This window comes from Bacillus sp. OTU2372, from assembly GCF_038440275.1.
GTDB lineage: Bacteria > Bacillota > Bacilli > Bacillales > Cytobacillaceae > Neobacillus > Neobacillus bataviensis_B.
This window is the reverse complement of the sequence record NZ_JASATK010000021.1, coordinates 37,249-61,689: the sequence shown is the minus strand read 5'-3', so window position 1 is coordinate 61,689 and position 24,441 is coordinate 37,249. Positions and strand designations below refer to the sequence as shown.

Sequence of the window (24,441 nt, the reverse complement as noted above, 5' to 3'; positions counted from 1 at the left end):
GCAAAATGCTGCAAAAAAGGACAAGCTTGCAAAAAAACAACCTGAGTCCGTAAACTCAGGTTGTCTTGGTTCTATTAAATTACTTCTTCTGAGACAGCCATTTTGCCAATACTTCGGCCTGATCCTTATCAACAAGACCTCCAGGCATACGTCCGCCTCCGTTAATGATTTGATTTAATATCTCCTCTTCAGACATGGATACACCAACATGTCTTAGATCAGGGCCTGCACCACCCTCAAGATTTCCACCATGACAGGACATACACTTGTTTTTGTAAATTACTTCAGCATTCATATCAGCCGGCTGCTTCTTATCTTTTTCTTTATTCCCGTGGCTGCCATGATTGGCGTCATCAGTTTTCCCTGAGCCTTCTGGATCTGCGCCCCCCGGATCTTTTGAAGGAGTTATCGATTTATTACCCCCCAGTCCGTAGGTTACAACCTTTGTTCCAGTAACAAAAGTAACGTATTGTTTACCGCCATCCATGTAAATCGCTGGCGCCATCATAATCTGAGCTCCGCCGCTTTTCATGTTCCATAAGACTTTTCCAGTTTTAATATCAAGGGCATTTACCGTTCCATCCAATTCGCCGTAAAAAGCAAGTCCTGTAGTCGTACCTGTAAAACCTCCGCGCATCGGTTGTTTAGTCTTAATCTGATAGGCATGCTTCCCAGTATTCACATCAATGGCGGTGATAGTACCGGATATGTCTTCACCTTTTGGCCCCAACGTTATTGAAGTTCCTGGGAATAAACCTTTTTTTTGCTCGATTTCATTTTCATCTTTCGCTGCAACCTCTAAAGATGGCTTATTAATACCAGGAATCAATACATAATTGGTTTTAGGATCATAGGTTTCCGGAGCATAGTTTTGTCCGCCTTCCGCTCCCGGCCATTGCATCGCCGGTTTATTTGGATCCGTCGGCTGTGACGTGTGCTGGATTTTGACGAACGGAACGCCATTATAAATGGTATCCCCTGTTTTAGCATCCCACGCAAACCACTTCCCGTTCTTTCCGCCGTGTACGACGATTTTTTGCTTTTTGTTTTTGACCGTAGCATTGAGGATCATCGGAGTCGAGGTCGCATCATAATCCCATTCGTCCTCCTCATCCATTTCCGATTTTGCCCAAATCAATTTGCCTGTTTTACTTTCAAGAGCAACGACCGAGTCCGTATAAGGGTTTTTACCTGGGCGAATTTTCTTAAAAAAGTCAGGAGCAGGATTACCCGTGCCAAAATACATCACGTCAGTGTCCGGGTCAAAAGCAATCTCTCCCCAGACGGCTCCACCCCCTGTATATTTGTCCTTCACCCAATCTTCCCCCTTCTCAGGGACTGTCCAGAATGGTCCATCCCAGGCTGGCGTCAAGTCACTTGCTTTATAGGCCATCACAAAGCCGCGAATGCCATTATCACCACCGCTGCTTCCCACATAAACGTTTCCTTTATAGTACATCGGAGCCATTGTTTCATAATATCGGTTTTCAAGCTTGGCTCCTGGTATTGTATCCCAAAGATTGATCATTTTAATCAATTTTCCGTCTTTCGCGTTAAGTTTGGCTAAGCGATTATCCGCAATAAGGACAAACACATTGCCATCCGCAACAGCCACCCCCCGGCTGGCAACAACCTCTAAAAGGCTTAGATCCGCATGGTCAAGATGGTCAAGTACATCTTTTGGCGGCGTCCACTGCCAAATTTTCTTCCCATTTGAGGCATCAATGGCAAACACTCGGTTCATTGATGTCGTGACATACATGACACCATCTTTTACTACCGGGAAATCCTCCGAGGCATTAGGAATCTTCTTATCCCAATTTGCCAAATCTGCCTGCCAGACAATACCTAAATCCTTCACATTATCTTTTGTAATCTTGCTATAAGGGACAAGCCGAGTTTGTTGTAAGTCATACCCCCAAAGTGGAAAACCGTTATCTTTTTCAGAACTGGTTGTTTGTTTATTGGCAGTGTTCTGCTTTTTTGCAGGTTTCTGCTGACAGCCAACAATTAATACTACCGCCAATAAAGCTACGATTATCGCTTTTAAATAACGATTCAAAAAAAGACCCTCCTTATGCTTATAAGTTCAGAGTGATTGCCTTTATTTTTGGTTGTCTCTGAATTTTCCCATCCGGGGAGAACCCTACTTTATTGGTCCTCACTCTTTTTTCTATATTGAGTAAAAGATTCCTTAATTATGCAAAAGATCATTTAAATCACATTAATGATTTTTAACAATGGTGGGTGAGGAATATTTACCAAATGTGGAGACATTCTATATTTGAAATGAATTTAAAGAATCTCAGGATGGTGATTGAATGAAGGCTTTCTCAAAAATGAGGAATCGTTTGGGTGGGTTTGTCTTATTACTTTGCTTTCTCGTTGGGGGAGCATGGGCTTCTTCCCAAAGCGCGTTGGCTGCACCGGAAAAAACGGTCGGTTCCGCGGAAAATGGCGGGATCAAACTTACGATTACTAACTATGCGATCACAAACTACGGTCAAGAGATGATTCTGTATTATACCGTAGAATCCACAACAGGTAATTTGATGGATGAAAAAGGGAAAGGGCTGTTAAAAAACCCGGAAATTTCCATTGCGGATAATCGTCTTCAAGGGATTGATACCGAACATAAAAAAATAAGCAGCCAAAAATATCAAGGTGCGGTCAAGGTGAACATGCCGCAATATATACCTGCCACTTCAAATGCGGCACTTAGTACAGATACCATTCTAAATCAAAAAGGACAGTGGACAATTAACTTCCAAATTAAAAAATAGTCAAAAAAATATACTTTTAAATCCCTAGGCCAAGCCTGGGGTTTTTATTTGTAAAAGAGACCCCCAACCAAATGGTTGTGAGTCTTTGTATGTCTGCAAAAGATTAACGTTTTGAGAACTGAGGCGCACGACGAGCACCTTTAAGACCGTATTTTTTACGCTCTTTCATTTGATATATTCAATATAAGAAAAAAAGAATTAAAGCATACCTTAAAAAGCTCGTAAAGCAGGTTTTTTAAGTTAATTTTACAATTGAATGTTAAACCATTCTATATGTTTCGTGGTCAAAGATTATATCATCCCGCCCATCATTCTTCTGAAGAAATACTATTACACCCCACGTCAGAGACCCTAGATTTTTAGTAGGAATTTCTACATGTTAAAATTTCCCTAATTAATTTTTATGTATAATCCTGAAGCATTGAAAATTCCACTCGGTTATCCCTGCTCTGGAAAAGGAATAAACGAGTTTGACCGCATTTCCCCTAATTATTCCAAGTGATTCCTTTACAGAAAAGCTTCAAATATTGGGAATCAAGTTAGTTCATAAGACATTATTTCTATTTTTGAAAGTGGTGTATATTGTATATGGTAAAAAAATACATAGGAGGGATTTAATGTGCAGTTCATAAGGTATGTTCTATCCATGGTTTTTACAACGTTCTTGGCAATGGGGATTTTAACTCCGGTTGAGGCTCAATCCAATCCACAGGGTGGTGGTTATTGGCTCGAAGAAAGTAAGGTGACGCAGGCTGCCCAGCTTATGCAACAAGGGAAGTCAATAGAAGAAGCCGGTGTGAGCCCTGCACAGCCACAAGCCAGCCAAGGATTTAAGACGTTACAAGAAATGAGAAAAGAGGATCAAAATAGTTCTGTATCGTACCAATCACAGCCAGGTGCACCACAGCTCACAGCAGAGGGATGGAGCCCGCCAAAATTCGAGTATGATTATATTACGACAACCGATGAGTGCCGTCAAAATAAAACCAGCGGATCTGAAACAGGCTGGATTAAAAACCATTATGCGTTCTGCTGGTCCCATGTCGCTACCTATCAAGTACCGAGAAAGTGCTATTTGGGAATTTGTTCCTACGACGGTGTCCAGTTCCAATTCACGGAAATCGGGTATGGTTCCAATCACGACCGAAAAATGCGCGTCGTCTATTACCTTGACGATATCCTGATTACAAACCCGGCATTAAATGGAGCAAAGCTGAAAATCGATTTTACCTGTGATCCCAAAATTAATCCGGGAGACTGCAAAGAAGACCCGGACACACCTGCTGTTGAACGAACGATTGCTCAATGGAAAAATAACAATTATGGTATCAAGAACTTTCTCTCAGATGCACCCCCGGCAGATGATAACAATCCTGATCAAATCGGATATATGGAATTCTGGCCAAAACTCACCGTTACGCATACACCAAGAAAATTTAAGAAATCAATCGATGGCATTAAACAAACCGTACGATTCGATTCGGCTACTTACATGTTTGCCTTTCCTGACCAGTATTTTCGAAATGGAGCAATATTCAGCAAAACTGATGCTGTATTAAAGGTTCCGATTACAAATCCTGATTTTTCGATTCTTGAGGAAGCAGGAGAGCATTGGAAGTTTGCGATGGATCATCCGGAACAAACGATACCTACCGTTCTGGGAAAAAAAATTCCCGGTGCTTTAGGTGACAGTCCGCTGACCCGTTTGTATACGAGAAGGCATCCTGAAGAGTATGCGAAAAACAGGAATAAAACACGATCCACGTGCGATAGGGAATTTAAAAATGAAGACCGGACCGACAAGCAATGCGATGAATTTCCTTTTGCTTCGACCTGGGAAGGTTCGGCGATGAACGGACAGGACTGGTTCTCGATTCGTCTGATTTCCGCGGATTCCAATCAAGCAGCAGGGTCTTGGCTGGGCTCTTGGTATGCCTATGACCGCATTCTCGATCGAGATCCGTTCTATGTCGAGGTTGAAGCACCGGTCGAAGTTGCCTCGATTCGTTCAGAGGGAGCACCTCAAGACGGGCAGGATCATCGTTCAAGCGGCAACTTTAAAATCGACAACATCCCGCCATATGCAACTAAGCTAAAATGGACCATTACAGATGGACCGGCCGATGCCCATTTTGATGTCATGCATGACGACAGCTTCGGAATTGATGAAACAATTTTCTCTGACCTTCATAATGGATCAATTACTGAGATTAAAAAGAATGACGGCCTATACATCGCAAACCCAACCAATACCGGCGGAAAAAGCTTCACCGTACACGTCACCGCGATCCCTTAAGAGGTTGGTTAAAATAGTCTACACTTATTATCCGTAAATTACACTTATCTAATATTCAAAGCTAAGACCCATGCTAAACTAAGCATCAACTCTCTATTCTAAGTTTTTTGGTCCTTCCTGCTTAATGGGCAGGAGGGACCCTCCCTTTATACGGCGGCACTAAAACCTCAAGAGCATTATTAGACATAAAAAAGACCCCCAACCAAATGGTTGAGAGTCTTTGTATGTCCGCAAAAGATTAACGTTTTGAGAACTGAGGCGCACGACGAGCACCTTTAAGACCGTATTTCTTACGCTCTTTAATGTGTATGAAAAATAGGAAGAAAAACGAATAAAACAATCCTTGTAATATCAAGGTTTAGCCCGCTTTTACAATCTAAAATTAAAATGCAATTATATACCGTTATACATGTTTCGTGGTCAATATGTGGTCATAAAAAAGAATTGATCATTTAAAACAAAGTTCGATTATTTAAAAATAACCTCTTCGGATACGATATCCGTAAGAGGTTATTTTTGTTATTAGGAGTTTTTTATGGGTATTAGAGAAAGAAGATCCCAAACTTAAATAATGGATATTATGTGTTCCAATAACACTAACAAATGAACAAATTAAGTTTAATCAAACTTTTTTATAAAACCCTAAACATCTAATATAATAAACCCATTCTATTTTGATCAATCTTTTTTCAAAATAGATGGGTTTATTATATTTTTAAATCAACGTTTGTAGTTGCATTTTGATCAATCTTTATTCTAAACCTACACGATGAAGGGAAGTATGTTAAAGGCGATGAGATTGTTAGAGCGTATTGCCAAGAGCAGCCCTAATCTCTTTTACCAGTGGCAAATAGGGCTATTGCACACGATTGGATAACAAGAGCCGAATGAAGGGGGACCTTCACGTTCTGTTCTGTGAGAGACTGGGGGGAAATTCCCTCGGTCTACTCACCCTCTTTTACTCCATGAACGAGCGTTCGTTCGAGGCATCGTATTTTAGAATGTCCATTCTCATCCTGTTTCCCCACTTTTTTAAAAACGGCGCCGACTCATGTCTTTCAACATGGGCCGTCAGCGATTCTTGATCTTGCCACCGCTGGACAGTCAGCATGCGTCCGGCGCGCGCATCTTCCAAAGTAAAGGCATAAAAGAGGCATCCATTTTCAGCTCTCGTGCTGGAAACGACGGCCTGAACGTCTGCAGTGAACTCATTCACATCAGACGGATTTAGGAGAACGTAACCCATGAGTATAATCATTGTTGTTCATCCTTTTTTTCTTAATTTAAGTTAGCAAATTTATTCAAAGCTCATTCGCGTTCCACTAGGAGTGCGATAATCATTCGAGCTGTCGTCCTTACACAACCGTGAGCACGATCTTGCCTTGGATGTGCCCACGGGCGGCTCGTTCGTGCGCCTTGCGAGCATCCGCAAGTGGAAACGTGCTGTCGATGGCGACGCGAACCGTACCTGTATCGAGCAAGCGCCCTAATTCCGCTAGCTGCGGGCCGTTTGAGCGCACTTGGGTCATCGAGACCGTGACGCCCAGCTTTGCGGCCTCCTCGGCGTCGGAGAAGCCTATGAACACGGGGAACAAAGCGCCGCCACGCTTGAGCGTACGCAAGAAACGACCGGTGGTTGGACCTCCGAGGGTATCGAGGACGAGATCAACGTCATGGGCGATGTCCTCGGGAGGGCTCTTGGTGTAGTCGATGAATTCGTCGGCACCGAGCTCTCGCAGGAACGACTCATGCTTGCCCGATGCCACCGCGATGACATGCGCACCCTTCCATTTAGCCAGTTGCACCGCTAAGTGCCCCACGCCGCCCGCGGCACCATTGACGAGTACCGTCTTGCCGTTGAGCGGCAGCGGGCGATGCGACTCCGGTTGAAACGGATTCGCTTCATTGTGCCCCAACTCGATCAGGAACTGCCATCCGGTGAGACCTGCCATCGGCGCTCCTGCGGCGTGCACGTGATCGATGCCAGCCGGTTTGAGTGCAAGATCCGACGCTGGAGCGGCGACGTACTCGGCATAAGCAGCGCTCTCCCCCATGCTAGGAAAGCGAACCATGCCGAAAACTTCATCGCCGATGGAGAAGCCTTGCACATCCGTGGCTACCGCCTCGACGACGCCCGACATGTCCGACCCCAGAATGAAAGGAAAGGACACCGCCGGCTGCCACTCAGGAGGAAGATCCTTATACCCCTCGCGCAGGTACCAGTCGGGGGGGTTGATGCCAACCGCGTGAACGCGGACAAGCACCTCACCCGGTTTCAGTTCAGGAAGCGAGTCCTCCTCGTAACGCAGTACCTCAGGACCGCCGAATTCGTGCAGCCGAATCGCCTTCATTGTGTTTGTAGACATCGCTTTCTCCTTTCACACAAATGTGTTAACATTATTTAGAGCAGTGCTCCACTTAAACGGAGCACCGTTCCGTTTATTATTATACGGAGCACCGCTCCGCTTGTCAAGGAGGAATCAGATGCGAGCCGATGCGAAGAAAAACTATGAGCACATACTCGCAGTCGCGAGCGTCGTTGTAACGGAGCACGGCGTCGATGCATCGCTGCGCGATATCGCTCGCAGAGCTGGTGTCGGGCTCGGCACACTATATCGTCATTTCCCGACGAGGGAGGCGCTGCTCGAAGCTTTGCTCCGCGCAAGCTTCGACGAGTTTACGACAAAGGCACATGAGCTCGAATCTGCGAGTTCACCCGATGATGCACTCGTGTCGTGGCTACGTGACGTCGTTGCATTCACCGGCAACTATCAAGGTGTTGTGGACGCAATGATGGCAGCCAAGGAGGACACGGAGTCCGCACTCCACGCTTCATGCGTCACGATGCGCACGGCAGGCACGCGGCTTCTCGCTCGCGCTCAGGCCAAGGGTCTGGCGCGTACCGACATGGATGGTGATGACCTGTTCTCGCTAGCTGCTGCGCTTGCGTGGCTCAGCAACCAACCCTCGTCCGCGCCACGAGCTGAGCATCTCTTCAGTATTATCGCGAGCGCGATCTTGACGAATCGACCGAGCAGCGATTTCAGAGCGTAGCCATCGACCAACCAACAAAAAGGACACTCCAAGCGAGCGTCCTCTTTGCCTTTTTTATAATAGCAAAGGTCTTATTTTCGCTAAAACGATCGTCAGCAGCTTGATTACAAAAAAATACCAAATAGGAGAGGATTTTGCTAACGGAGCAAATGGTGGAAATAATCTTGTTTTTACGAGGGAAGATGGAATCCCTTCACGCTTAGCATATCTTAATGAAAAGCTAAATATTTTAATTAAGAAACACAATCTTCACTCTATAACTATACACGGTTTACGTCACACTCACGCCTCCTTATTATTTAAAGCTGGTACGAGTATAAAAGAAGTACAAGAGTGGCTAGGGCACACCGATATTCAAATGACAATGAATATCTACACCCATGTACAAATATCCTTAAAGAGCAAACCGCTTCAATGTTTCAAAAGTATATAGAGTTATGATTGGTGGTCAAAAAATTTTTCGTGGTCAAAATGTGGTCAAAAGTGCTTTTCGGGAATAAAAAAGACCCTTTCCACAGAAGTGAAAAGAGTCTTGAAACGTTGATAATTAACGCTTTGAGAACTGAGGCGCACGACGAGCACCTTTAAGACCGTATTTCTTACGCTCTTTCATACGTGCATCACGAGTTAATAAACCTGCGCGCTTTAATGTTGGACGGAATTCTGGATCAGCTTGAAGTAATGCACGAGCAATACCGTGGCGGATTGCGCCAGCTTGACCAGTGTATCCACCGCCGCTTACGTTTACAAGAACATCATAGCTGCCAACTGTTTCAGTTGCAACTAGTGGTTGTCTTACAACAACACGTAATGCTTCGAATGGGATATAATCTTCAATTTCACGACCATTAACTACAATTTTGCCTGTGCCTGGAACTAAGCGCACACGTGCGACAGAGCTCTTACGACGACCAGTACCGATATATTGAACTTGTGCCAAGTTATTTCCCTCCCTCTAAATTAACCGCGAAGTTCGTAAACTTCAGGTTTTTGTGCTTGGTGTGGATGCTCACTGCCTGCATACACGTGTAATTTTTTAAACATTTGACGACCAAGAGAATTCTTTGGAAGCATGCCTTTAACCGCAAGCTCAATCATTTTCTCAGCGTAGTTTGTACGCATTTCAAGAGCAGTTCTTTGCTTTAAACCACCTGGGTGCATTGTGTGACGGTAGTAGATCTTGTCAGTTAATTTCTTACCAGTTAGTTCTACTTTAGAAGCGTTAAGAATGATTACATTATCACCAGTGTCAACATGTGGTGTAAAAGTTGGTTTGTTTTTACCGCGTAAGATTGAAGCTACTTCAGAAGCAAGACGACCAAGAGTTTTGCCTTCAGCATCAATCACATACCATTTACGCTCGATATTGTTGGCATTAGCCATAAACGTTGAACGCATGAGTTTCCCTCCTATTAAATCCATTAAAGATTATTATTTTCGCACTTTTAAAGCTATTAGCGTTCTATTCTGTTCCGGGAATAAACATCTAATGCCCTTGTGCAGTAATTTTTCAAATCATATATTTTCAATCACGATGAAGACTTTCCGGGGCTTTATCGTGGGATTAAAAACACGCACATCTAATATAATAAATACTACAGGTCTAAATGTCAAGAAAATGTTACACCAGGTTAGGTTGCTTTAGAAAATTTATTCATAAAATACTTTCCAGAGGTATAGACCCTGGGCTGGAGCAGTTTTTCCGGCAAATCGGCGGTCCTTTTTAACCAAAATATCCGCCATTTCTTCCGGTCTTTGCTTTCCACTGCCCACTTCCAATAACGTTCCTGTAAGGATACGAACCATATTATATAAAAATCCATTGCCAACAAAACGTAGAGTAAGGAAATTATCCTCTAGTAAAAAATCAATCGTCTCGATGGTGCGAATTTTATCCTTTACTTCCGTCTTTGCCGAACAAAAACTAGTAAAATCATGGGTTCCAATGAAAAAGCGGCTAGCTTCCTTCATGGCCTCTATATTTAAATCATAAGGGTACAGAAAAGAGAAATTCCGTTGAAAAGGATCCCTCTTTTTCGAAAGCTGCAGGACATAGCGATATTCTTTTCCAATCGCATCAAAACGGGCATGAAACAAGGAATCTACTTTTATGACAGAAAGAACAGATATATCCTCCGGCAGCAACGAAGTAAGAGCTAATTCCCATTTTTGCTCCGAAATCGGAAGTGGAGAATCAAAGTGAATAACCTGCCCTTTTGCGTGGACACCGGCATCTGTTCTTCCTGATGCAGAAACTTTAATATGTTCCCCTTTATGCATCTTGGCTAAGACAGCTTCCAAATCGGATTGTACGGTCCGTTTATTTGGTTGAACTTGGTAACCGGAAAAACCTGAACCATCATAAGAAATAATCGACTTATACCTTTGCATCATTTAGCTCCATTATGACCGTAATAGAATTAGTAAAATAGTTAAGACAACTAATAAAAGGATTTGGAGCGTATCCACTGTCCTCCAGCTCAGCTGACGGTATTTTGTCCTTCCTTCACCACCGCGGTATCCTCGTGCCTCCATGGCGATCGCAAGCTCCTCTGCCCGTTTAAAGGCGCTGACAAACAAAGGAATTAAAAGTGGAATGACCGACTTAATTCGCTCCTTTAGGGGTCCGCTGTCAAACTCTACTCCACGGGCAATTTGCGCTTTCATAATTTTGTCTGTTTCTTGCATCAGCGTTGGGATAAACCGTAAGGAAATAGACATCATTAGCGCCATTTCATGTACCGGAAACCGGACCCTTTTTAACGGATTTAAAAGTGTTTCCATCCCATCGGTGATCTCTATAGGACTAGTCGTTAAAGTTAATAAGGAGGTCATGAGGATTAAGAAAAAGAATCTTAGTGAAATAAAGATCCCCTGTCTTACGCCTTCTTCATAGATCTCCAATGGACCAAATTTAAATAGGAGGTCACCCTGCTTCGTGAAAAACAACTGAAGAACTAATGTAAATAAAACAAGCCATATAACCGGTTTGAGACCACCGTATAAAAAGCGAACCGGAATCTTCGACATGCCAAGCATATAAAAAGTATAAATACCAATAAGTGCATAGGTAATCCAGTTATTAGCAAAAAAGATAATACAGACAAATAAAAAGATAATTAAAAGTTTTGACCGAGGATCCATTTTGTGAACGGTCGAATCAGCAGGTACATAACGGCCAAAAATCATTTTTTCCATCATGAGCGAACACCTCTGCTTAATACCTCGGTTATCTTAGACGATAACTCGTCAATTGTGAGATAGATTTTATCTAGTTTTATGCCTGTTTGTTTTTCTAATTTGAGCTGAAACCGGACAACTTCTGGAACATCAAGTCCCATTTGCATTAATTCAACCGGCGAAGAGAAAATTTCCTCTGGTGTTCCTTTTTTAGCGACTTTGCCATGCTGCATGATGACGATCTGGTCGGCATACCTTGCTGCATCTTCCATACTATGAGTAACTAAAATGGTAGATAGCTGTCTTTCATGGTGAAGTGCATAAAACATATCCATGATTTCTTTCCGGCCTCTCGGGTCTAACCCCGCTGTGGGCTCGTCTAAGACAATCACGTCAGGTTCCATCGCTAATACACCAGCAATCGCTACACGCCGCATTTGCCCCCCAGAAAGGTCAAATGGGGATTTTTCTAGGATATCCTCTGCAAGACCCACTTGTTTTAATGCAAGTCGTGCACGCTCTTTTGCCTCTGTTTCAGATACACCAAAATTCATCGGCCCAAAAATAATATCCTTTTCCACCGTTTCTTCAAACAACTGATGCTCCGGGAATTGAAAAACGATACCGACCTTTTGTCGGACAGGTTTTAAATGTTTATTTTTCTGTCCTGATTTAATTTCATGATTACCGATTTTCACAGTCCCCTTCGAAGGCTGCAGCAATGCATTTAAGTGCTGCAGGACTGTCGATTTCCCTGAGCCGGTATGGCCGATAATAGCCATATAAGTGCCAGCTGGGATATCAATTGAAACATCTTCAATGGCCAGCCGCTCAAAAGGGGTGTTTGCCTGATACCGGTATTCTACATGCTGAAGCGAGATGTCCATAACTCTGTCACCAACTCTTCTTCCGATAAATAATGCTTTGATAGTGTAATCCCATTTTGACGGAAAGCTTTGCTCATTTTTACCGAGAAAGGAATGTCCAATCCCAATTGAACCAATTGTTCATCCATGGCAAAAATCTCTTCCGGTGTACCCTCACGAAATACTTCTCCCTGATTCATGACAATAATACGATCAGCTTTGGCTGCCTCATCGAGGTCATGGGTAATGGAAATTACCGTAAGGGACTTTTCTTGTTTGAGAAGTCGTACGGTCTCCAATACCTCCTCACGCCCTCTTGGGTCTAGCATAGAAGTGGCTTCATCGAGGATAATAATGGACGGTCGTAATGCCAATACACCAGCAATCGCTACACGCTGCTTCTGTCCACCTGATAGATGGTGGGGCTCTTGATATAGAAATTGATCCATTTTTACTCTTTTTAATGAATCCTCAACACGATGCACCATTTCTTCACGGGGTACCCCATTATTTTCTAAACCAAAAGCCACATCATCCTGTACAGTGGTTCCAACAAATTGGTTGTCAGGATTTTGAAAGACCATACCGATCTTCTTCCTAACATCCCATATCGTCTCTTCATTCAACATTATGTTAGCAATGCTGATTTCACCTTCTTGGGCAAACTGAAGACCATTTAATAATTTCGCCATTGTTGACTTACCAGAACCATTATGTCCGACAATCGCAAGCCATTCCCCTTCATAAATATCAAAGCTTACATTTTTCAGGGCATACCGTTCCTTTGTATCATATTGAAAGGATACTCCCTTAAGAGAAACAATTGACTTTTTCATCGCGCCATTCTCCCTAGCTAGACTATACTCCGCTTTTGTTGCAAAAAATATTTAACTTTCTATATAACAAAAAAAGCCTGCACCTCGTCCCTAAGCAGCACGTATTCAACTGCGGATAAAGGGATTTCTGAAAAGAAATGGGAGGAGGTGCATGAGCTAGACGAGACGTATTTCAATCAACGCAATCAAATGAATGCGATATATTAAAAGAATCAAGAAATCAGGCAAATCAACATAATGAATATCCGATATCAACTTGGACTCTTAAGATCTCTCCATGATAATGGAGTTACGCTCATCATAACACTCGTTTGGCTTGTGTCGGACAATTATAAAAATTCCATTTACAGAAAAAGGGCAAAGAACAAGTTTGATTGTAAACTGTCCAGCGCCCTTGTTGTCTGTTAAAGTGTATTAAACTAACTCGATAATAACCATTGGCGCACCGTCACCGCGGCGAGGTCCAAGTTTCATAATACGAGTGTATCCACCTTGACGCTCTTGGTAACGTGGAGCGATATCAGCGAAAAGTTTTTGAACAGCATCTTGACCATTTTCAGCATTAGCAACTTCATTACGAACGTAAGAAGCAGCTTGACGGCGAGCATGTAGATCTCCGCGCTTACCAAGTGTGATCATTTTTTCAACAGTCGAACGAATTTCCTTCGCACGAGTTTCTGTTGTTTCGATGCGCTCGTTGATAATTAAATCTGTAGTTAAATCACGTAGCATAGCTTTACGCTGTGCACTTGTGCGTCCTAACTTTCTGTATGCCATGAAGGGTTCCCTCCTTTGTTGAAGTCATAAAACGGATGTAAGCAACGCTTGACTAGTCGTCTTTACGTAAGCCTAATCCAAGCTCTTCTAGTTTTGCCTTCACTTCTTCGAGTGATTTGCGGCCTAAGTTACGAACTTTCATCATATCTTCTTCAGTCTTATTTGCTAATTCCTGAACAGTGTTGATTCCAGCACGCTTTAAGCAGTTATAAGAACGAACAGAAAGATCTAGTTCTTCAATTGTCATTTCAAGAACTTTTTCCTTTTGATCTTCTTCTTTTTCAATCATAATTTCAGCATTTTGAGCTTCGTCGGTTAAACCTACGAATATATTCAAATGCTCGGTCAAAATTTTCGAACCAAGAGCAATCGCCTCTTTAGGCCCAGTGCTTCCATCTGTCCAAACATCAAGTGTTAGCTTATCAAAATTTGATAATTGACCTACACGAGTATTTTCTACCTGATAGGACACACGAGAAATTGGCGTAAAGATGGAGTCAATAGGAATAACACCAATCGGTTGATCTTCTCTTTTGTTCTGTTCAGCCGGTGTATATCCACGTCCGCGTTTAGCCGTTAAACGCATGCGAAGATGTCCATTTGCAGCCAATGTAGCAATATGAAGGTCAGGATTTAAAATCTCAACATCACTGTCATGGGTAATATTGCCAGCCTTGACAGGTCCTTCACCCTGTACATCAAATTCAAGTGTTTTCTCTTCGTCAGAGTAGATTTTTAAAGCTAATTTTTTAATGTTTAAAATGATGGATGTTACATCCTCTACGACGCCTTCAATTGTTGAGAACTCATGAAGTACCCCATCGATTTGAATCGATGTAACAGCGGCACCTGGGAGTGAAGATAATAGGATACGACGTAAGGAGTTACCCAAAGTGGTACCATATCCACGCTCAAGTGGTTCTACGACGAACTTACCGTACTTGGCATCATCGTTGATCTCAATCGTTTCGATTTTTGGTTTTTCTATTTCGATCATCAAATAACCCTCCTTCAAAACGTCGAAACTTCATTAGGTATTCCTAAACTGAAATTCCCCCATGTATACGTTCCCGTTTTGTGCACAACAACTGGAATAAATCTTCTGTATTAGTGCAAATAATTAATATCATATCCCATTATAGACATATGATACGAATCTTATACAGAAAAATTAAACACGACGACGTTTTGGTGGGCGGCATCCATTATGAGGAACAGGTGTAACGTCTTTAATAGCAGTTACTTCAAGACCAGCAGCTTGAAGAGCACGGATAGCAGCTTCACGGCCTGCACCAGGTCCTTTTACAGTAACTTCAAGAGTTTTCATACCATGTTCAATGGAAGTCTTAGCTGCAGTTTCTGCTGCCATTTGAGCTGCGAATGGAGTAGATTTACGAGAACCTTTAAATCCAAGCGCACCTGCACTTGACCAAGAAATTGCATTACCATGAACATCAGTGATAGTTACAATCGTATTGTTAAAAGTTGAACGAATATGAGCGATACCAGATTCAATATTCTTTTTAACACGACGCTTACGTGTATTAGTTTTACGTGCCATTTAAATTAACCTCCTTTGCCGATTACTTCTTCTTGTTCGCAACAGTCTTACGAGGACCTTTGCGAGTACGAGCGTTGTTTTTCGTATTTTGTCCACGAACCGGTAAACCACGACGATGACGTAATCCGCGGTAGCAGCCGATTTCCATTAAACGCTTAATGTTAAGAGAAATTTCACGGCGAAGATCACCCTCGACTTTTAATTTGTCGATGATGTCACGGATTTTATTTAATTCATCTTCAGTTAAATCACGTACACGAGTATTTTCAGAAACACCAGCTTCAGCCAATACTTTTTGTGCAGTAGCTTTACCAATACCATAAATGTAAGTCAAAGAGATAACTACACGTTTTTCACGTGGAATATCTACACCAGCAATACGTGCCATAATGAGCGCACCTCCTTAAAATTAACCTTGTTTTTGTTTATGTTTAGGGTTTTCACAGATAACCATAACTTTTCCGCGTCTACGGATAACTTTGCACTTTTCGCAGATCGGTTTGACAGATGGTCTTACTTTCATTATCCTAACCTCCTTAATAGTACGGAGTGCAAGCAAGCATTTTTATTTGAAGCGGTAGGTAATTCTTCCGCGTGTTAAGTCATATGGAGAAAGCTCAACTGTTACTTTGTCACCAGGAAGAATTCGAATAAAATGCATACGAATTTTACCGGAAACATGAGCCAGCACTGTATGACCATTTTCTAATTCTACCTTAAACATCGCATTCGGCAAAGTTTCAAGCACTTTACCTTCAATTTCAATAACATCGTCTTTGGCCATCGTCTCGTCTCCCTTCTTCATCAAAAATAGTGTTCGAAAATGTATTGCAAACCTATCAATCGCACAATAATAGCAACCTTATAATATTACCATATTGTTCGTCTTCTGTCCGCAAGTTTTTTCTACATATGCAAGAATAAGTAATTCCTCATGTAAGTCTTGCCCAACTCTCGGTTCAACATACTCAATACTATAGAAAAGCTATTTTCTAGCACATACCTTTGAAGCTATTGGAAGAGTTATCGAGAGTCGCTCGCACGGTTATACCATTGACCATTAACGTAGATCCCCAAGTAATTGCTGGATATCAACAAATACTTTTCGTATATCTTGCTGGCCATCAATCGTACGAAGATAGCCTTTTGTTTCATAAAAAGTTAGTAATGGCTCTTGTTGTTTGATATTAACATCTAAACGATTCTGAACTGTTTCAGCATTATCATCTGCTCTTTGGTACAGTTCTCCGCCACATTTGTCGCAGACACCCTCTTTTGCAGGAGGATTAAAGATTAGATGATAGGTTGAACCACATTCTTTACAAATCCGACGTCCTGTCAAACGATCCATTAAGATACTTTTATCAACATTGATATTGATAACATAATCTATCTTTTTATTTAAATCAGTTAGTAGGTTTTCCAAAGCATCAGCTTGAGGTACAGTTCTAGGAAATCCATCTAAAAGGAAACCTTTTTGACAATCATCCTTGCTAAGTCTTTCACGAACGATACCGATCGTTACCTCATCTGGAACAAGTTCGCCTTTATCCATGAAAGATTTTGCTTGTAAGCCTAGTTCTGTTCCTTCTTTCATCGCTGCACGGAACATATCTCCAGTTGAGATATGAGGGATGCCGTATTCCTCGACGATTCTTTCAGCTTGTGTGCCTTTACCTGCACCTGGAAGCCCCATTAATACTAAATTCACACGTATTCCCCCTCGTGCTTTAAGTGGGTTTCAGGGGCCAAAGGGTCCCTAAAACCTATTTTATAAAGCCTTTATAATGACGTTTAACAAGCTGTGCTTCAAGCTGTTTATACGTATCGAGCGCAACGCCGACAACGATCAATAGACTTGTTCCACCAATTTGAGCCGATTGCGGTAAATTCGCTAATTTAATAAAAATAGTTGGAAGAATCGCAATAATGGTTAAGAACAGGGCACCAACAAAGGTTAAACGGTATAAGACGCGAGTTAAGTATTCCTGCGTACTCTTTCCTGGTCGAATACCAGGAATATAGCCGCTCTGCTTTTGTAAGTTTTCCGCTGCTTGTTCAGGGTTAACTTGGATAAAAGCATAGAAATAAGTGAACGCGATAATTAATATAGCATATAGCGTCATCCCAATAGGATGAGTATAGTCAAGGTTTTTTGTAATCCAGAGCGTTACATCATTTGTTGGAAAAAATGATGCAATTGTTCTTGGCGTTACAATAAATGAAACCGCAAAGATAACTGGGATAACACCCGCAGCGTTAACCTTTAACGGCATATGTGTGGACTGTCCGCCAACAGGATTACGTCCTGCAACCATACGTTTTGCATATTGAATTGGTATTTTACGATTGGCCTGTTGAATGAAAATAACACCAACAACAATAGCGATAATCGCAATAACGATTAGGATAACCGTCACAATACGTAAGAATAATGCTTCACCGGCATTCTCAAACTGTTGAACATAAATCTGATTAACAGTGGACGGGATCCCAGCAGCTATCCCTGCAAAGATGATAATGGAAATTCCATTTCCTACACCCTTTTCAGTAATTTGCTCACCAAGCCACATTAAAAATGATGTTCCGGCAGTTAATGTAACAGCAATTAATAAATACGTACCAATACCTGGATTCTCTATCAATTGTCCGCTGGCTAAGTTATTAAAACCGTAGGACATACCTAATGCTTGGATAAATCCAAGCACAACAGTAAAGTATCGAGTGACCTGAGCAATCTTACGACGGCCCGCTTCACCTTGCTTGGACCATTCCGTGAATTTTGGAACAACGTCCATTTGTAAAAGCTGAATGATAATCGAAGCAGTGATATACGGCATAATACCCATTGCAAAGATGGAGAATTGTTTTAATGCTCCACCTCCGAAGGTATTAAGGATACCGAAAACACTTAGCTTATCTTGATTAGCAAGAACATCAGCATTTACGTTCGGTACTGGAATAAATGTACCTAGTCGAAAAACGACTAACATCAAAAGCGTGAATACTATTTTACGTCTTATCTCACCCACGCGCATAAAATTGGAGATAGTCTGGAACATTAGATCACCTCAGTAGTTCCACCAGCAGCTTCGATAGCTTCCTTAGCAGCAGAGGAGAATTTGTGAGCTTTAACAGTCAACTTTTTCTCTACGTTCCCTTTAGCAAGAATTTTGATTCCTGCTTTTTCGTTACTTACAACGCCTGTTTCGATAAGAAGTTCTGGAGTAACTTCTGTACCTTCTTCAAAGCGATTTAAAGCATCAAGATTGACAACAGCATATTCTTTGCGGCTGATATTGGTAAAACCACGTTTTGGTAAACGACGGAATAAAGGTGTTTGACCACCTTCGAAACCTAAGCGCACACCGCCGCCAGAACGAGCGTTTTGACCTTTATGACCTTTACCTGCTGTTTTACCTTGACCAGAACCGATACCACGGCCTAAACGCTTGCGTTCTTGACGTGAACCTTCTGCAGGTTTTAATTCATGAAGTTTCATATTGGCACCTCCTTATGAAAGAAAACAATTAATTATTGTTCTTTAACTGTTACAAGGTGAGCAACTTTATTGATCATACCGCGGATAGCAGCATTATCTTGATGCTCAACTGTTTGATTTAATTTACGCAAACCTAGCGCTTTAACTGTTTCACGTTGGTCCTCAGGGCGACCAATTACGCTTCGGTTGAGGGTAATTAAAAGTTTCGCCATTTGATTTCCCCCCTTATCCTAACAGTTCTTCTACTGATTTACCGCGTAATTTCGCTACGTCTTCAGCACGTTTTAATTGTTTTAAACCATCAATTGTTGCGCGAACCATGTTAATCGGAGTGTTTGTTCCAAGTGACTTAGAAAGGATGTCAGCAACACCGCCTAATTCTAGGACAGCACGAACTGGACCCCCAGCGATAACTCCAGTACCTTCAGAAGCAGGTTTTAATAGGATTTCACCAGCACCAAAACGTCCAATTACTTGGTGAGGAATTGTAGTTCCAACCATTGGTACTTCGACTAAGTTTTTCTTCGCATCTTCGATGGCTTTACGGATTGCATCTGGTACTTCTTGTGCTTTACCAGTGCCGAAACCTACATGACCGTTTTTATCCCCAACTACTACAAGAGCAGAGAAACGGAAACGACGTCCACCTTTAACAACTTTCGCAACACGGTTAACCGTTACTACGCGTTCTTCTAGTTCAAGTTTGTTTGGATCAATACGACGCATCTTTTTGTGTCCCTCCTTTGTCTATTAAAATTGTAAGCCGTTTGCGCGAGCTGCATCAGCTAATGCTTGCACACGTCCGTGATATAGGTATCCCCCACGGTCAAAGACAACAGCAGTGATACCTTTTTCAACCGCACGTTTAGCGACTAATTCTCCGACCTTTTGTGCAGCTTCAACATTACTTGTAGATTCAAGACCGAAATCTTTTTCTATTGTAGAAGCACTTGCTAAAGTGACTCCATTCATGTCATCGATTAATTGAGCATAAATGTGTTTATTTGAACGGTACACATTTAGACGTGGACGAGCAGAAGTACCGCTAAGTTTCGCACGAACACGAGCGTGTCTCTTCTTGCGAGTAGCGTTCTTATCTTGCTTCGTAATCATTTACGTCACTCCTTTCGTTTACTTATGCGGCATTACTTACCGGTTTTACCCTCTTTACGACGGACGAATTCGCCTTCGTAACGGATTCCTTTGCCTTTATATGGCTCTGGAGGACGAACTTGACGGATATTGGCTGCTAATGCACCAACACGTTCTTTGTCAGTACCTTTAATAACGATTTTTGTATTAGCAGGTACTTCGATTTCAAGGCCAGCTTCAGGTTCAATTTCAACCGGATGTGAGTAACCAACGTTTAATACAAGCTTGTTACCTTGCTTTTGAGCACGGTAACCAACCCCGATTAATTCTAAGCCTCTTGTGAAGCCAGTAGAAACACCTTCAACCATATTAGCGATCACAGCGCGAGTTGTACCATGTAATGCGCGGTGTTCTTTCACGTCAGAAGGACGAGTAATTGTTACAGTGTTTTCTTCTACGTTAATTGCTATATCAGGATTAAAAGTACGAGTAAGTTCGCCTTTAGGTCCTTTAACTGTTACAGTATTGTTGTTTAATGTAACCGTAACTCCTGCTGGAATTTCGATTGGTTTTTTTCCTACGCGAGACATTTAGTGCACCTCCATTCATTCAAAAACTGATTACCAAACGTAAGCTAAAACTTCGCCGCCGATTTGTTTTGCACGAGCTTCTTTATCTGTAACAACACCAGTAGATGTTGAAACTAATGCGATACCAAGACCGTTAAGTACGCGTGGTACTTCATTTGATTTAGCGTAAACACGAAGTCCAGGCTTGCTTATGCGCTTAAGACCAGTAATTACACGTTCGTTATTTGCACCGTATTTTAAGAAGATACGGATGATACCTTGTTTATTGTCTTCGATAAACTCAACATCACGTACGAAACCTTCGCGCTTTAAAATTTCAGCGATTTCTTTCTTTAAATTAGAAGCAGGCACTTCTAACTTTTCGTGACGTACCATGTTCGCATTACGAATGCGAGTAAGCATATCAGCAATTGGATCTGTCATGACCATTATTTTTACCTCCTTCCCAACTTCTAGTTTTACCAGCTAGCTTTCTTTACACCAGGAATTTGTCCTTTGTATGCTAATTCACGGAAACAAATACGGCAAAGCTTAAATTTACGGTATACAGAGTGTGGACGTCCGCAACGTTCGCAGCGAGTGTACTCTTGTACTTTGAATTTAGGCGTGCGTTGTTGTTTCGCAATCATTGACTTTTTAGCCACGTTTTCGCCTCCCTTATTTAACGATTACTTTTGGAATGGCATTCCAAATTGAGTTAAAAGTTCACGAGATTCTTCATCAGTGTTTGCAGTCGTTACGATAACGATATCCATACCACGAACTTTGCTTACTTTATCGTAATCAATTTCAGGGAAGATTAATTGTTCTTTAATACCTAAAGTGTAGTTACCGCGACCATCAAATGCTTTCTTAGAAACACCACGGAAGTCACGTACACGAGGTAAAGAAACGGAAACTAATTTATCCAAGAATTCGTACATGCGCTCACCGCGAAGTGTAACCTTTGCACCGATTGGCATACCTTCACGAAGACGGAAACCAGCGATAGATTTTTTCGCACGAGTTACAACAGGTTTTTGACCAGTAATAGTTGCTAGCTCTTCAACAGCATTGTCTAATGCTTTAGCATTTGCAACTGCGTCACCTACACCCATGTTGATCACGATTTTCTCAAGTTTTGGTACTTCCATAACTGATTTATAGTTGAACTTGCTCATTAGAGCAGGTGTTACTTCTTTAACAAATTTTTCTTTTAGGCGGTTCATTCATTGTACCTCCCTTCTTTTTTAAACTATTTATCTAATACTTCACCGGATTTTGCTACGCGAACTTTTTTGCCATCAACCGTTGTGTAACCTACACGAGTTGGGTTACCTGTTTTAGGATCGATAGGCATAACATTTGATACATGGATTGGAGCCTCAAAGCTGACAATTCCGCCTTGTGGATTCACTTGAGAAGGCTTAGAGTGTTTCTTAACGATGTTTACACCTTCGACAAGAACACGGCTTTCTTTAGGATAAGCAGCAAGAATTACTCCTGTTTTGCCTTTATCCTTACCAGAGATCACTCTGACCTTATCACCTTTTTTAACATGCATCCGTAAGCACCTCCTTAAAGGCAATTTGGATTTAAATTATAGTACTTCTGGAGCTAATGATACAATTTTCATAAAGTTGTTGTCGCGAAGTTCGCGGGCAACTGGTCCGAAGATACGAGTTCCACGAGGGCTTTTATCATCTTTAATAATGACACATGCGTTTTCATCAAAACGAATGTAAGAACCATCAGGACGACGCGCACCGCTCTTTGTACGAACAATAACCGCCTTAACAACGTCACCTTTTTTAACAACGCCACCAGGTGTTGCTTGTTTTACTGTACAAACGATCACATCACCAATACCAGCAGTTTTGCGACCAGAACCACCAAGAACTTTAATCGTAAGTACTTCACGAGCACCAGAGTTGTCAGCAACTTTTAAACGTGATTCTTGTTGAATCATGTGTGTAACCTCCCTTCGGAATGAAGCTTATCCGAACAATTAAATAATAACTGCTTTTTCTACGATTTCAACTAAACGGAAACGTTTAGTAGCTGAAAGTGGGCGAGTTTCCATGATGCGTACAACATCGCCGATTTTTGCTTCGTTTTGCTCATCATGAGCCTTAAACTTTTTAGAGTATTTCACGCGTTTACCGTATAAAGGATGCTTTTTATGTGTTTCTACAAGAACAGTAACGGTTTTATCCATTTTGTCAGAAACAACGCGTCCAGTGTAAACTTTGCGCTGGTTACGTTCACTCATTGTGTGAACCTCCTCTCGGATAATTACTTGTTAACGCTGATTTCTCTTTCACGAACAACTGTTTTCATGCGAGCAATCGATTTGCGTACTTCACGAATACGAGCTGTGTTTTCAAGTTGTCCTGTCGCCAATTGAAAGCGAAGGTTAAAAAGCTCTTCTTTTAAAGATTTAACTTTTTGTTCAATTTCAGCAGTGGTAAGTTCACGTAGTTCATTAGCTTTCACTTGATTCACCACCAATTTCTTCACGTTTTACAAACTTACACTTTACAGGAAGTTTGTGCATTGCAAGCCGAAGTGCTTCACGTGCGATTTCTTCAGAAACCCCAGCGATTTCGAACATAATTTTTCCAGGCTTAACAACAGCTACCCAGCCTTCAGGTGCCCCTTTACCGGAACCCATCCGCACTTCTAACGGCTTAGCTGTGTAAGGCTTGTGAGGGAAAATTTTGATCCAAACTTTACCGCCACGTTTCATGTAACGAGTCATTGCAATACGAGCAGCCTCAATTTGACGGTTTGTAATCCATGAAGCTTCTAAAGCTTGAAGGCCGTATTCACCGAAAGTTACTTCAGTACCGCCTTTAGCTTGACCACGCATCTTTCCACGGTGTTGACGGCGATATTTTACGCGTTTTGGCAATAACATAATTATTTGCCTCCTTCCGCATTTTTCTTCTTAGTAGGAAGGACTTCTCCCTTATAGATCCATACTTTAACGCCTAGCTTACCATAAGTAGTATCAGCTTCAGCTGTAGCATAGTCGATATCTGCACGAAGTGTATGAAGTGGAACAGTTCCTTCGCTGTAGTGTTCAGAACGAGCGATATCAGCTCCTCCTAAACGACCAGATACCATTGTTTTAATACCTTTTGCACCTGCACGCATTGCACGTTGAATAGCTTGCTTTTGTGCACGACGGAAGGATACACGGTTTTCTAATTGACGAGCAATATTTTCAGCAACTAATTTAGCATCTACATCAGCTCTCTTGATTTCAAGAATATTGATGTGAACGCGTTTGCCAGTTAATTGATTTAATGCTTTACGAAGTGCTTCAACTTCAGTACCGCCTTTACCGATAACCATACCAGGTTTCGCAGTATGAACTGTTACATTCACACGGTTAGCAGCACGTTCGATTTCTACTTTAGAAACAGAAGCATCTTTTAAACGCTTCGTGATATACTCACGAACTTTAAGGTCTTCGTGTAAAAGATCAGCGAAGTCTTTACCTGCGTACCACTTTGATTCCCAATCACGGATGATTCCGATACGCAAACCGACTGGATTTACTTTTTGACCCACAGCTTATCCCTCCTTCTTTTCTGTTAAAACGATAGTAATGTGGCTTGTGCGTTTGTTAATTTGGCTTGCACGGCCCATAGCGCGAGGACGGAAACGTTTTAAAGTTGGTCCTTCGTCGACGAATGCTTGTGCAACAACTAGATTGTTAACGTCCATTTCATAGTTGTGCTCAGCGTTTGCCATAGCAGATTTTAATACTTTCTCTACGATTGGAGAAGCAGCCTTAGGAGTGAGATTTAAAATCGCCACCGCTTCACCAACTTGCTTACCTCGGATTAGATCAACGACTAAACGTGCTTTACGAGGAGCAATACGAACTGTTCTTGCAACAGCTTTAGCTTGCATT

36 protein-coding genes and 2 pseudogenes are annotated in these 24,441 nt (G+C 42.0%); 4 read left to right on the top strand and 34 right to left on the bottom strand.

What is annotated here, in order from left to right; translation table 11 throughout:
- Positions 1 to 79: 79 nt before the first annotated feature.
- A complete protein-coding gene (locus AAHB15_RS23815; protein ID WP_335574709.1) occupies positions 80 to 2,062 on the bottom strand; it encodes an outer membrane protein assembly factor BamB family protein in 1,983 nt (660 codons plus the stop codon).
- 259 nt (positions 2,063 to 2,321) lie between these two features.
- On the opposite strand from AAHB15_RS23815, the gene AAHB15_RS23810 reads away from it, so the two are divergent.
- On the top strand, positions 2,322 to 2,783 hold the full coding sequence (locus tag AAHB15_RS23810; RefSeq protein WP_335574710.1) for a hypothetical protein: 462 nt from the start codon (positions 2,322 to 2,324) through the stop codon (positions 2,781 to 2,783).
- Positions 2,784 to 2,886: 103 nt separating this feature from the next.
- Here AAHB15_RS23810 and rpsI (AAHB15_RS23805) read toward each other — a convergent pair.
- Positions 2,887 to 2,955, bottom strand: a pseudogene (gene rpsI, locus AAHB15_RS23805) (30S ribosomal protein S9); the annotation flags it as partial.
- Positions 2,956 to 3,402: 447 nt separating this feature from the next.
- On the opposite strand from rpsI (AAHB15_RS23805), the gene AAHB15_RS23800 reads away from it, so the two are divergent.
- On the top strand, positions 3,403 to 5,079 hold the full coding sequence (locus tag AAHB15_RS23800) for a NucA/NucB deoxyribonuclease domain-containing protein (RefSeq protein ID WP_342043490.1): 1,677 nt from the start codon (positions 3,403 to 3,405) through the stop codon (positions 5,077 to 5,079).
- A 238-nt stretch (positions 5,080 to 5,317) separates the two neighbouring features.
- On the opposite strand, the pseudogene rpsI (AAHB15_RS23795) reads toward AAHB15_RS23800, so the two are convergent.
- From rpsI (AAHB15_RS23795) to AAHB15_RS23785, 3 genes and pseudogenes are all read right to left on the bottom strand, one after another.
- Positions 5,318 to 5,383: pseudogene (gene rpsI / locus AAHB15_RS23795) on the bottom strand (30S ribosomal protein S9); the annotation flags it as partial.
- Positions 5,384 to 6,037: 654 nt separating this feature from the next.
- The gene (locus AAHB15_RS23790) at positions 6,038 to 6,337 is read right to left on the bottom strand and encodes a putative quinol monooxygenase (protein ID WP_335573466.1); all 300 of its coding nucleotides are present in this window, start codon (positions 6,335 to 6,337) and stop codon (positions 6,038 to 6,040) included.
- A 97-nt stretch (positions 6,338 to 6,434) separates the two neighbouring features.
- A complete protein-coding gene (locus AAHB15_RS23785; protein WP_335573465.1) occupies positions 6,435 to 7,445 on the bottom strand; it encodes an NADP-dependent oxidoreductase in 1,011 nt (336 codons plus the stop codon).
- Between the two features lie 118 nt (positions 7,446 to 7,563).
- On the opposite strand from AAHB15_RS23785, the gene AAHB15_RS23780 reads away from it, so the two are divergent.
- Both AAHB15_RS23780 and AAHB15_RS23775 read left to right on the top strand, forming a co-directional pair.
- Complete coding sequence (locus AAHB15_RS23780; protein WP_335573464.1) at positions 7,564 to 8,133, top strand: TetR/AcrR family transcriptional regulator; 570 nt, start codon at positions 7,564 to 7,566, stop codon at positions 8,131 to 8,133.
- A gap of 100 nt (positions 8,134 to 8,233) precedes the next feature.
- Positions 8,234 to 8,566: a tyrosine-type recombinase/integrase gene (locus tag AAHB15_RS23775; RefSeq protein ID WP_335573463.1), complete on the top strand. Its 333-nt coding sequence runs from the start codon at positions 8,234 to 8,236 to the stop codon at positions 8,564 to 8,566.
- A gap of 114 nt (positions 8,567 to 8,680) precedes the next feature.
- Here AAHB15_RS23775 and rpsI (AAHB15_RS23770) read toward each other — a convergent pair whose 3' ends face one another.
- The 29 genes from rpsI (AAHB15_RS23770) to rplV all read right to left on the bottom strand — a co-directional run bounded on the left by rpsI (AAHB15_RS23770) (position 8,681) and on the right by rplV (position 24,440).
- Positions 8,681 to 9,073 carry a 30S ribosomal protein S9 gene (gene rpsI / locus AAHB15_RS23770; RefSeq protein WP_098533175.1) on the bottom strand — a complete coding sequence of 131 codons (393 nt, stop codon included), beginning with the start codon at positions 9,071 to 9,073 and terminating at the stop codon, positions 8,681 to 8,683.
- 20 nt (positions 9,074 to 9,093) lie between these two features.
- Positions 9,094 to 9,531 carry a 50S ribosomal protein L13 gene (gene rplM, locus AAHB15_RS23765; RefSeq protein ID WP_335557755.1) on the bottom strand — a complete coding sequence of 146 codons (438 nt, stop codon included), beginning with the start codon at positions 9,529 to 9,531 and terminating at the stop codon, positions 9,094 to 9,096.
- A gap of 252 nt (positions 9,532 to 9,783) precedes the next feature.
- Positions 9,784 to 10,524, bottom strand: a complete 741-nt coding sequence (truA, locus tag AAHB15_RS23760; RefSeq protein WP_335573462.1) for a tRNA pseudouridine(38-40) synthase TruA — start codon at positions 10,522 to 10,524, stop codon at positions 9,784 to 9,786.
- 12 nt (positions 10,525 to 10,536) lie between these two features.
- Positions 10,537 to 11,334, bottom strand: a complete 798-nt coding sequence (locus tag AAHB15_RS23755; protein WP_335573461.1) for an energy-coupling factor transporter transmembrane component T family protein — start codon at positions 11,332 to 11,334, stop codon at positions 10,537 to 10,539.
- Positions 11,331 to 12,200, bottom strand: coding sequence for an energy-coupling factor ABC transporter ATP-binding protein (locus AAHB15_RS23750; protein ID WP_335573460.1), 870 nt, complete (start codon positions 12,198 to 12,200; stop codon positions 11,331 to 11,333). The genes AAHB15_RS23755 and AAHB15_RS23750 overlap by 4 nt, the downstream gene beginning before the upstream one ends.
- Positions 12,176 to 13,015 carry an energy-coupling factor ABC transporter ATP-binding protein gene (locus AAHB15_RS23745; protein ID WP_335573459.1) on the bottom strand — a complete coding sequence of 280 codons (840 nt, stop codon included), beginning with the start codon at positions 13,013 to 13,015 and terminating at the stop codon, positions 12,176 to 12,178. The genes AAHB15_RS23750 and AAHB15_RS23745 overlap by 25 nt, the downstream gene beginning before the upstream one ends.
- Positions 13,016 to 13,429: 414 nt before the next feature.
- Complete coding sequence (gene rplQ / locus AAHB15_RS23740) at positions 13,430 to 13,792, bottom strand: 50S ribosomal protein L17 (RefSeq protein WP_098533186.1); 363 nt, start codon at positions 13,790 to 13,792, stop codon at positions 13,430 to 13,432.
- A 52-nt stretch (positions 13,793 to 13,844) separates the two neighbouring features.
- Positions 13,845 to 14,789 (bottom strand): DNA-directed RNA polymerase subunit alpha, encoded by a 945-nt coding sequence (locus tag AAHB15_RS23735; protein ID WP_144568250.1) that lies wholly within the window; start codon positions 14,787 to 14,789, stop codon positions 13,845 to 13,847.
- Between the two features lie 174 nt (positions 14,790 to 14,963).
- Positions 14,964 to 15,353 carry a 30S ribosomal protein S11 gene (rpsK, locus tag AAHB15_RS23730; RefSeq protein WP_026574109.1) on the bottom strand — a complete coding sequence of 130 codons (390 nt, stop codon included), beginning with the start codon at positions 15,351 to 15,353 and terminating at the stop codon, positions 14,964 to 14,966.
- A 22-nt stretch (positions 15,354 to 15,375) separates the two neighbouring features.
- Complete coding sequence (gene rpsM / locus AAHB15_RS23725; RefSeq protein WP_098533190.1) at positions 15,376 to 15,741, bottom strand: 30S ribosomal protein S13; 366 nt, start codon at positions 15,739 to 15,741, stop codon at positions 15,376 to 15,378.
- A 21-nt stretch (positions 15,742 to 15,762) separates the two neighbouring features.
- Positions 15,763 to 15,876, bottom strand: coding sequence for a 50S ribosomal protein L36 (rpmJ, locus tag AAHB15_RS23720; RefSeq protein WP_000868344.1), 114 nt, complete (start codon positions 15,874 to 15,876; stop codon positions 15,763 to 15,765).
- Between the two features lie 42 nt (positions 15,877 to 15,918).
- The gene (infA, locus tag AAHB15_RS23715) at positions 15,919 to 16,137 is read right to left on the bottom strand and encodes a translation initiation factor IF-1 (RefSeq protein ID WP_034676129.1); all 219 of its coding nucleotides are present in this window, start codon (positions 16,135 to 16,137) and stop codon (positions 15,919 to 15,921) included.
- Positions 16,138 to 16,413: 276 nt separating this feature from the next.
- Positions 16,414 to 17,064 carry an adenylate kinase gene (locus tag AAHB15_RS23710; protein WP_144568249.1) on the bottom strand — a complete coding sequence of 217 codons (651 nt, stop codon included), beginning with the start codon at positions 17,062 to 17,064 and terminating at the stop codon, positions 16,414 to 16,416.
- Between the two features lie 55 nt (positions 17,065 to 17,119).
- Positions 17,120 to 18,415: a preprotein translocase subunit SecY gene (gene secY / locus AAHB15_RS23705; protein WP_335573458.1), complete on the bottom strand. Its 1,296-nt coding sequence runs from the start codon at positions 18,413 to 18,415 to the stop codon at positions 17,120 to 17,122.
- On the bottom strand, positions 18,415 to 18,855 hold the full coding sequence (rplO, locus tag AAHB15_RS23700) for a 50S ribosomal protein L15 (protein ID WP_098533196.1): 441 nt from the start codon (positions 18,853 to 18,855) through the stop codon (positions 18,415 to 18,417). The genes secY and rplO overlap by 1 nt, the downstream gene beginning before the upstream one ends.
- A gap of 32 nt (positions 18,856 to 18,887) precedes the next feature.
- Positions 18,888 to 19,067 carry a 50S ribosomal protein L30 gene (gene rpmD, locus AAHB15_RS23695; RefSeq protein WP_098533198.1) on the bottom strand — a complete coding sequence of 60 codons (180 nt, stop codon included), beginning with the start codon at positions 19,065 to 19,067 and terminating at the stop codon, positions 18,888 to 18,890.
- Positions 19,068 to 19,080: 13 nt separating this feature from the next.
- Positions 19,081 to 19,581 carry a 30S ribosomal protein S5 gene (gene rpsE / locus AAHB15_RS23690; RefSeq protein WP_098533200.1) on the bottom strand — a complete coding sequence of 167 codons (501 nt, stop codon included), beginning with the start codon at positions 19,579 to 19,581 and terminating at the stop codon, positions 19,081 to 19,083.
- 24 nt (positions 19,582 to 19,605) lie between these two features.
- Positions 19,606 to 19,968, bottom strand: a complete 363-nt coding sequence (gene rplR / locus AAHB15_RS23685) for a 50S ribosomal protein L18 (RefSeq protein WP_144568247.1) — start codon at positions 19,966 to 19,968, stop codon at positions 19,606 to 19,608.
- A 32-nt stretch (positions 19,969 to 20,000) separates the two neighbouring features.
- Positions 20,001 to 20,537, bottom strand: a complete 537-nt coding sequence (gene rplF / locus AAHB15_RS23680; RefSeq protein ID WP_335573457.1) for a 50S ribosomal protein L6 — start codon at positions 20,535 to 20,537, stop codon at positions 20,001 to 20,003.
- Positions 20,538 to 20,567: 30 nt separating this feature from the next.
- On the bottom strand, positions 20,568 to 20,966 hold the full coding sequence (rpsH, locus tag AAHB15_RS23675) for a 30S ribosomal protein S8 (protein ID WP_098533206.1): 399 nt from the start codon (positions 20,964 to 20,966) through the stop codon (positions 20,568 to 20,570).
- A 29-nt stretch (positions 20,967 to 20,995) separates the two neighbouring features.
- Positions 20,996 to 21,181 (bottom strand): 30S ribosomal protein S14, encoded by a 186-nt coding sequence (gene rpsN / locus AAHB15_RS23670; protein WP_007085277.1) that lies wholly within the window; start codon positions 21,179 to 21,181, stop codon positions 20,996 to 20,998.
- A 24-nt stretch (positions 21,182 to 21,205) separates the two neighbouring features.
- Complete coding sequence (gene rplE / locus AAHB15_RS23665) at positions 21,206 to 21,745, bottom strand: 50S ribosomal protein L5 (RefSeq protein ID WP_098533207.1); 540 nt, start codon at positions 21,743 to 21,745, stop codon at positions 21,206 to 21,208.
- A 26-nt stretch (positions 21,746 to 21,771) separates the two neighbouring features.
- Complete coding sequence (gene rplX / locus AAHB15_RS23660) at positions 21,772 to 22,080, bottom strand: 50S ribosomal protein L24 (protein ID WP_144568245.1); 309 nt, start codon at positions 22,078 to 22,080, stop codon at positions 21,772 to 21,774.
- A 36-nt stretch (positions 22,081 to 22,116) separates the two neighbouring features.
- Positions 22,117 to 22,485 carry a 50S ribosomal protein L14 gene (gene rplN, locus AAHB15_RS23655; protein ID WP_034676100.1) on the bottom strand — a complete coding sequence of 123 codons (369 nt, stop codon included), beginning with the start codon at positions 22,483 to 22,485 and terminating at the stop codon, positions 22,117 to 22,119.
- A 39-nt stretch (positions 22,486 to 22,524) separates the two neighbouring features.
- The gene (gene rpsQ / locus AAHB15_RS23650) at positions 22,525 to 22,788 is read right to left on the bottom strand and encodes a 30S ribosomal protein S17 (protein WP_066094707.1); all 264 of its coding nucleotides are present in this window, start codon (positions 22,786 to 22,788) and stop codon (positions 22,525 to 22,527) included.
- Between the two features lie 23 nt (positions 22,789 to 22,811).
- The gene (gene rpmC / locus AAHB15_RS23645) at positions 22,812 to 23,012 is read right to left on the bottom strand and encodes a 50S ribosomal protein L29 (protein ID WP_098533209.1); all 201 of its coding nucleotides are present in this window, start codon (positions 23,010 to 23,012) and stop codon (positions 22,812 to 22,814) included.
- The gene (gene rplP, locus AAHB15_RS23640; protein WP_098533210.1) at positions 23,002 to 23,436 is read right to left on the bottom strand and encodes a 50S ribosomal protein L16; all 435 of its coding nucleotides are present in this window, start codon (positions 23,434 to 23,436) and stop codon (positions 23,002 to 23,004) included. Before rplP ends, rpmC begins: the two co-directional genes overlap by 11 nt.
- A 2-nt stretch (positions 23,437 to 23,438) precedes the next feature.
- Positions 23,439 to 24,095 (bottom strand): 30S ribosomal protein S3, encoded by a 657-nt coding sequence (gene rpsC / locus AAHB15_RS23635; RefSeq protein ID WP_098533212.1) that lies wholly within the window; start codon positions 24,093 to 24,095, stop codon positions 23,439 to 23,441.
- 3 nt (positions 24,096 to 24,098) lie between these two features.
- On the bottom strand, positions 24,099 to 24,440 hold the full coding sequence (rplV, locus tag AAHB15_RS23630; protein WP_098533214.1) for a 50S ribosomal protein L22: 342 nt from the start codon (positions 24,438 to 24,440) through the stop codon (positions 24,099 to 24,101).
- Position 24,441 lies beyond the last annotated feature (1 nt).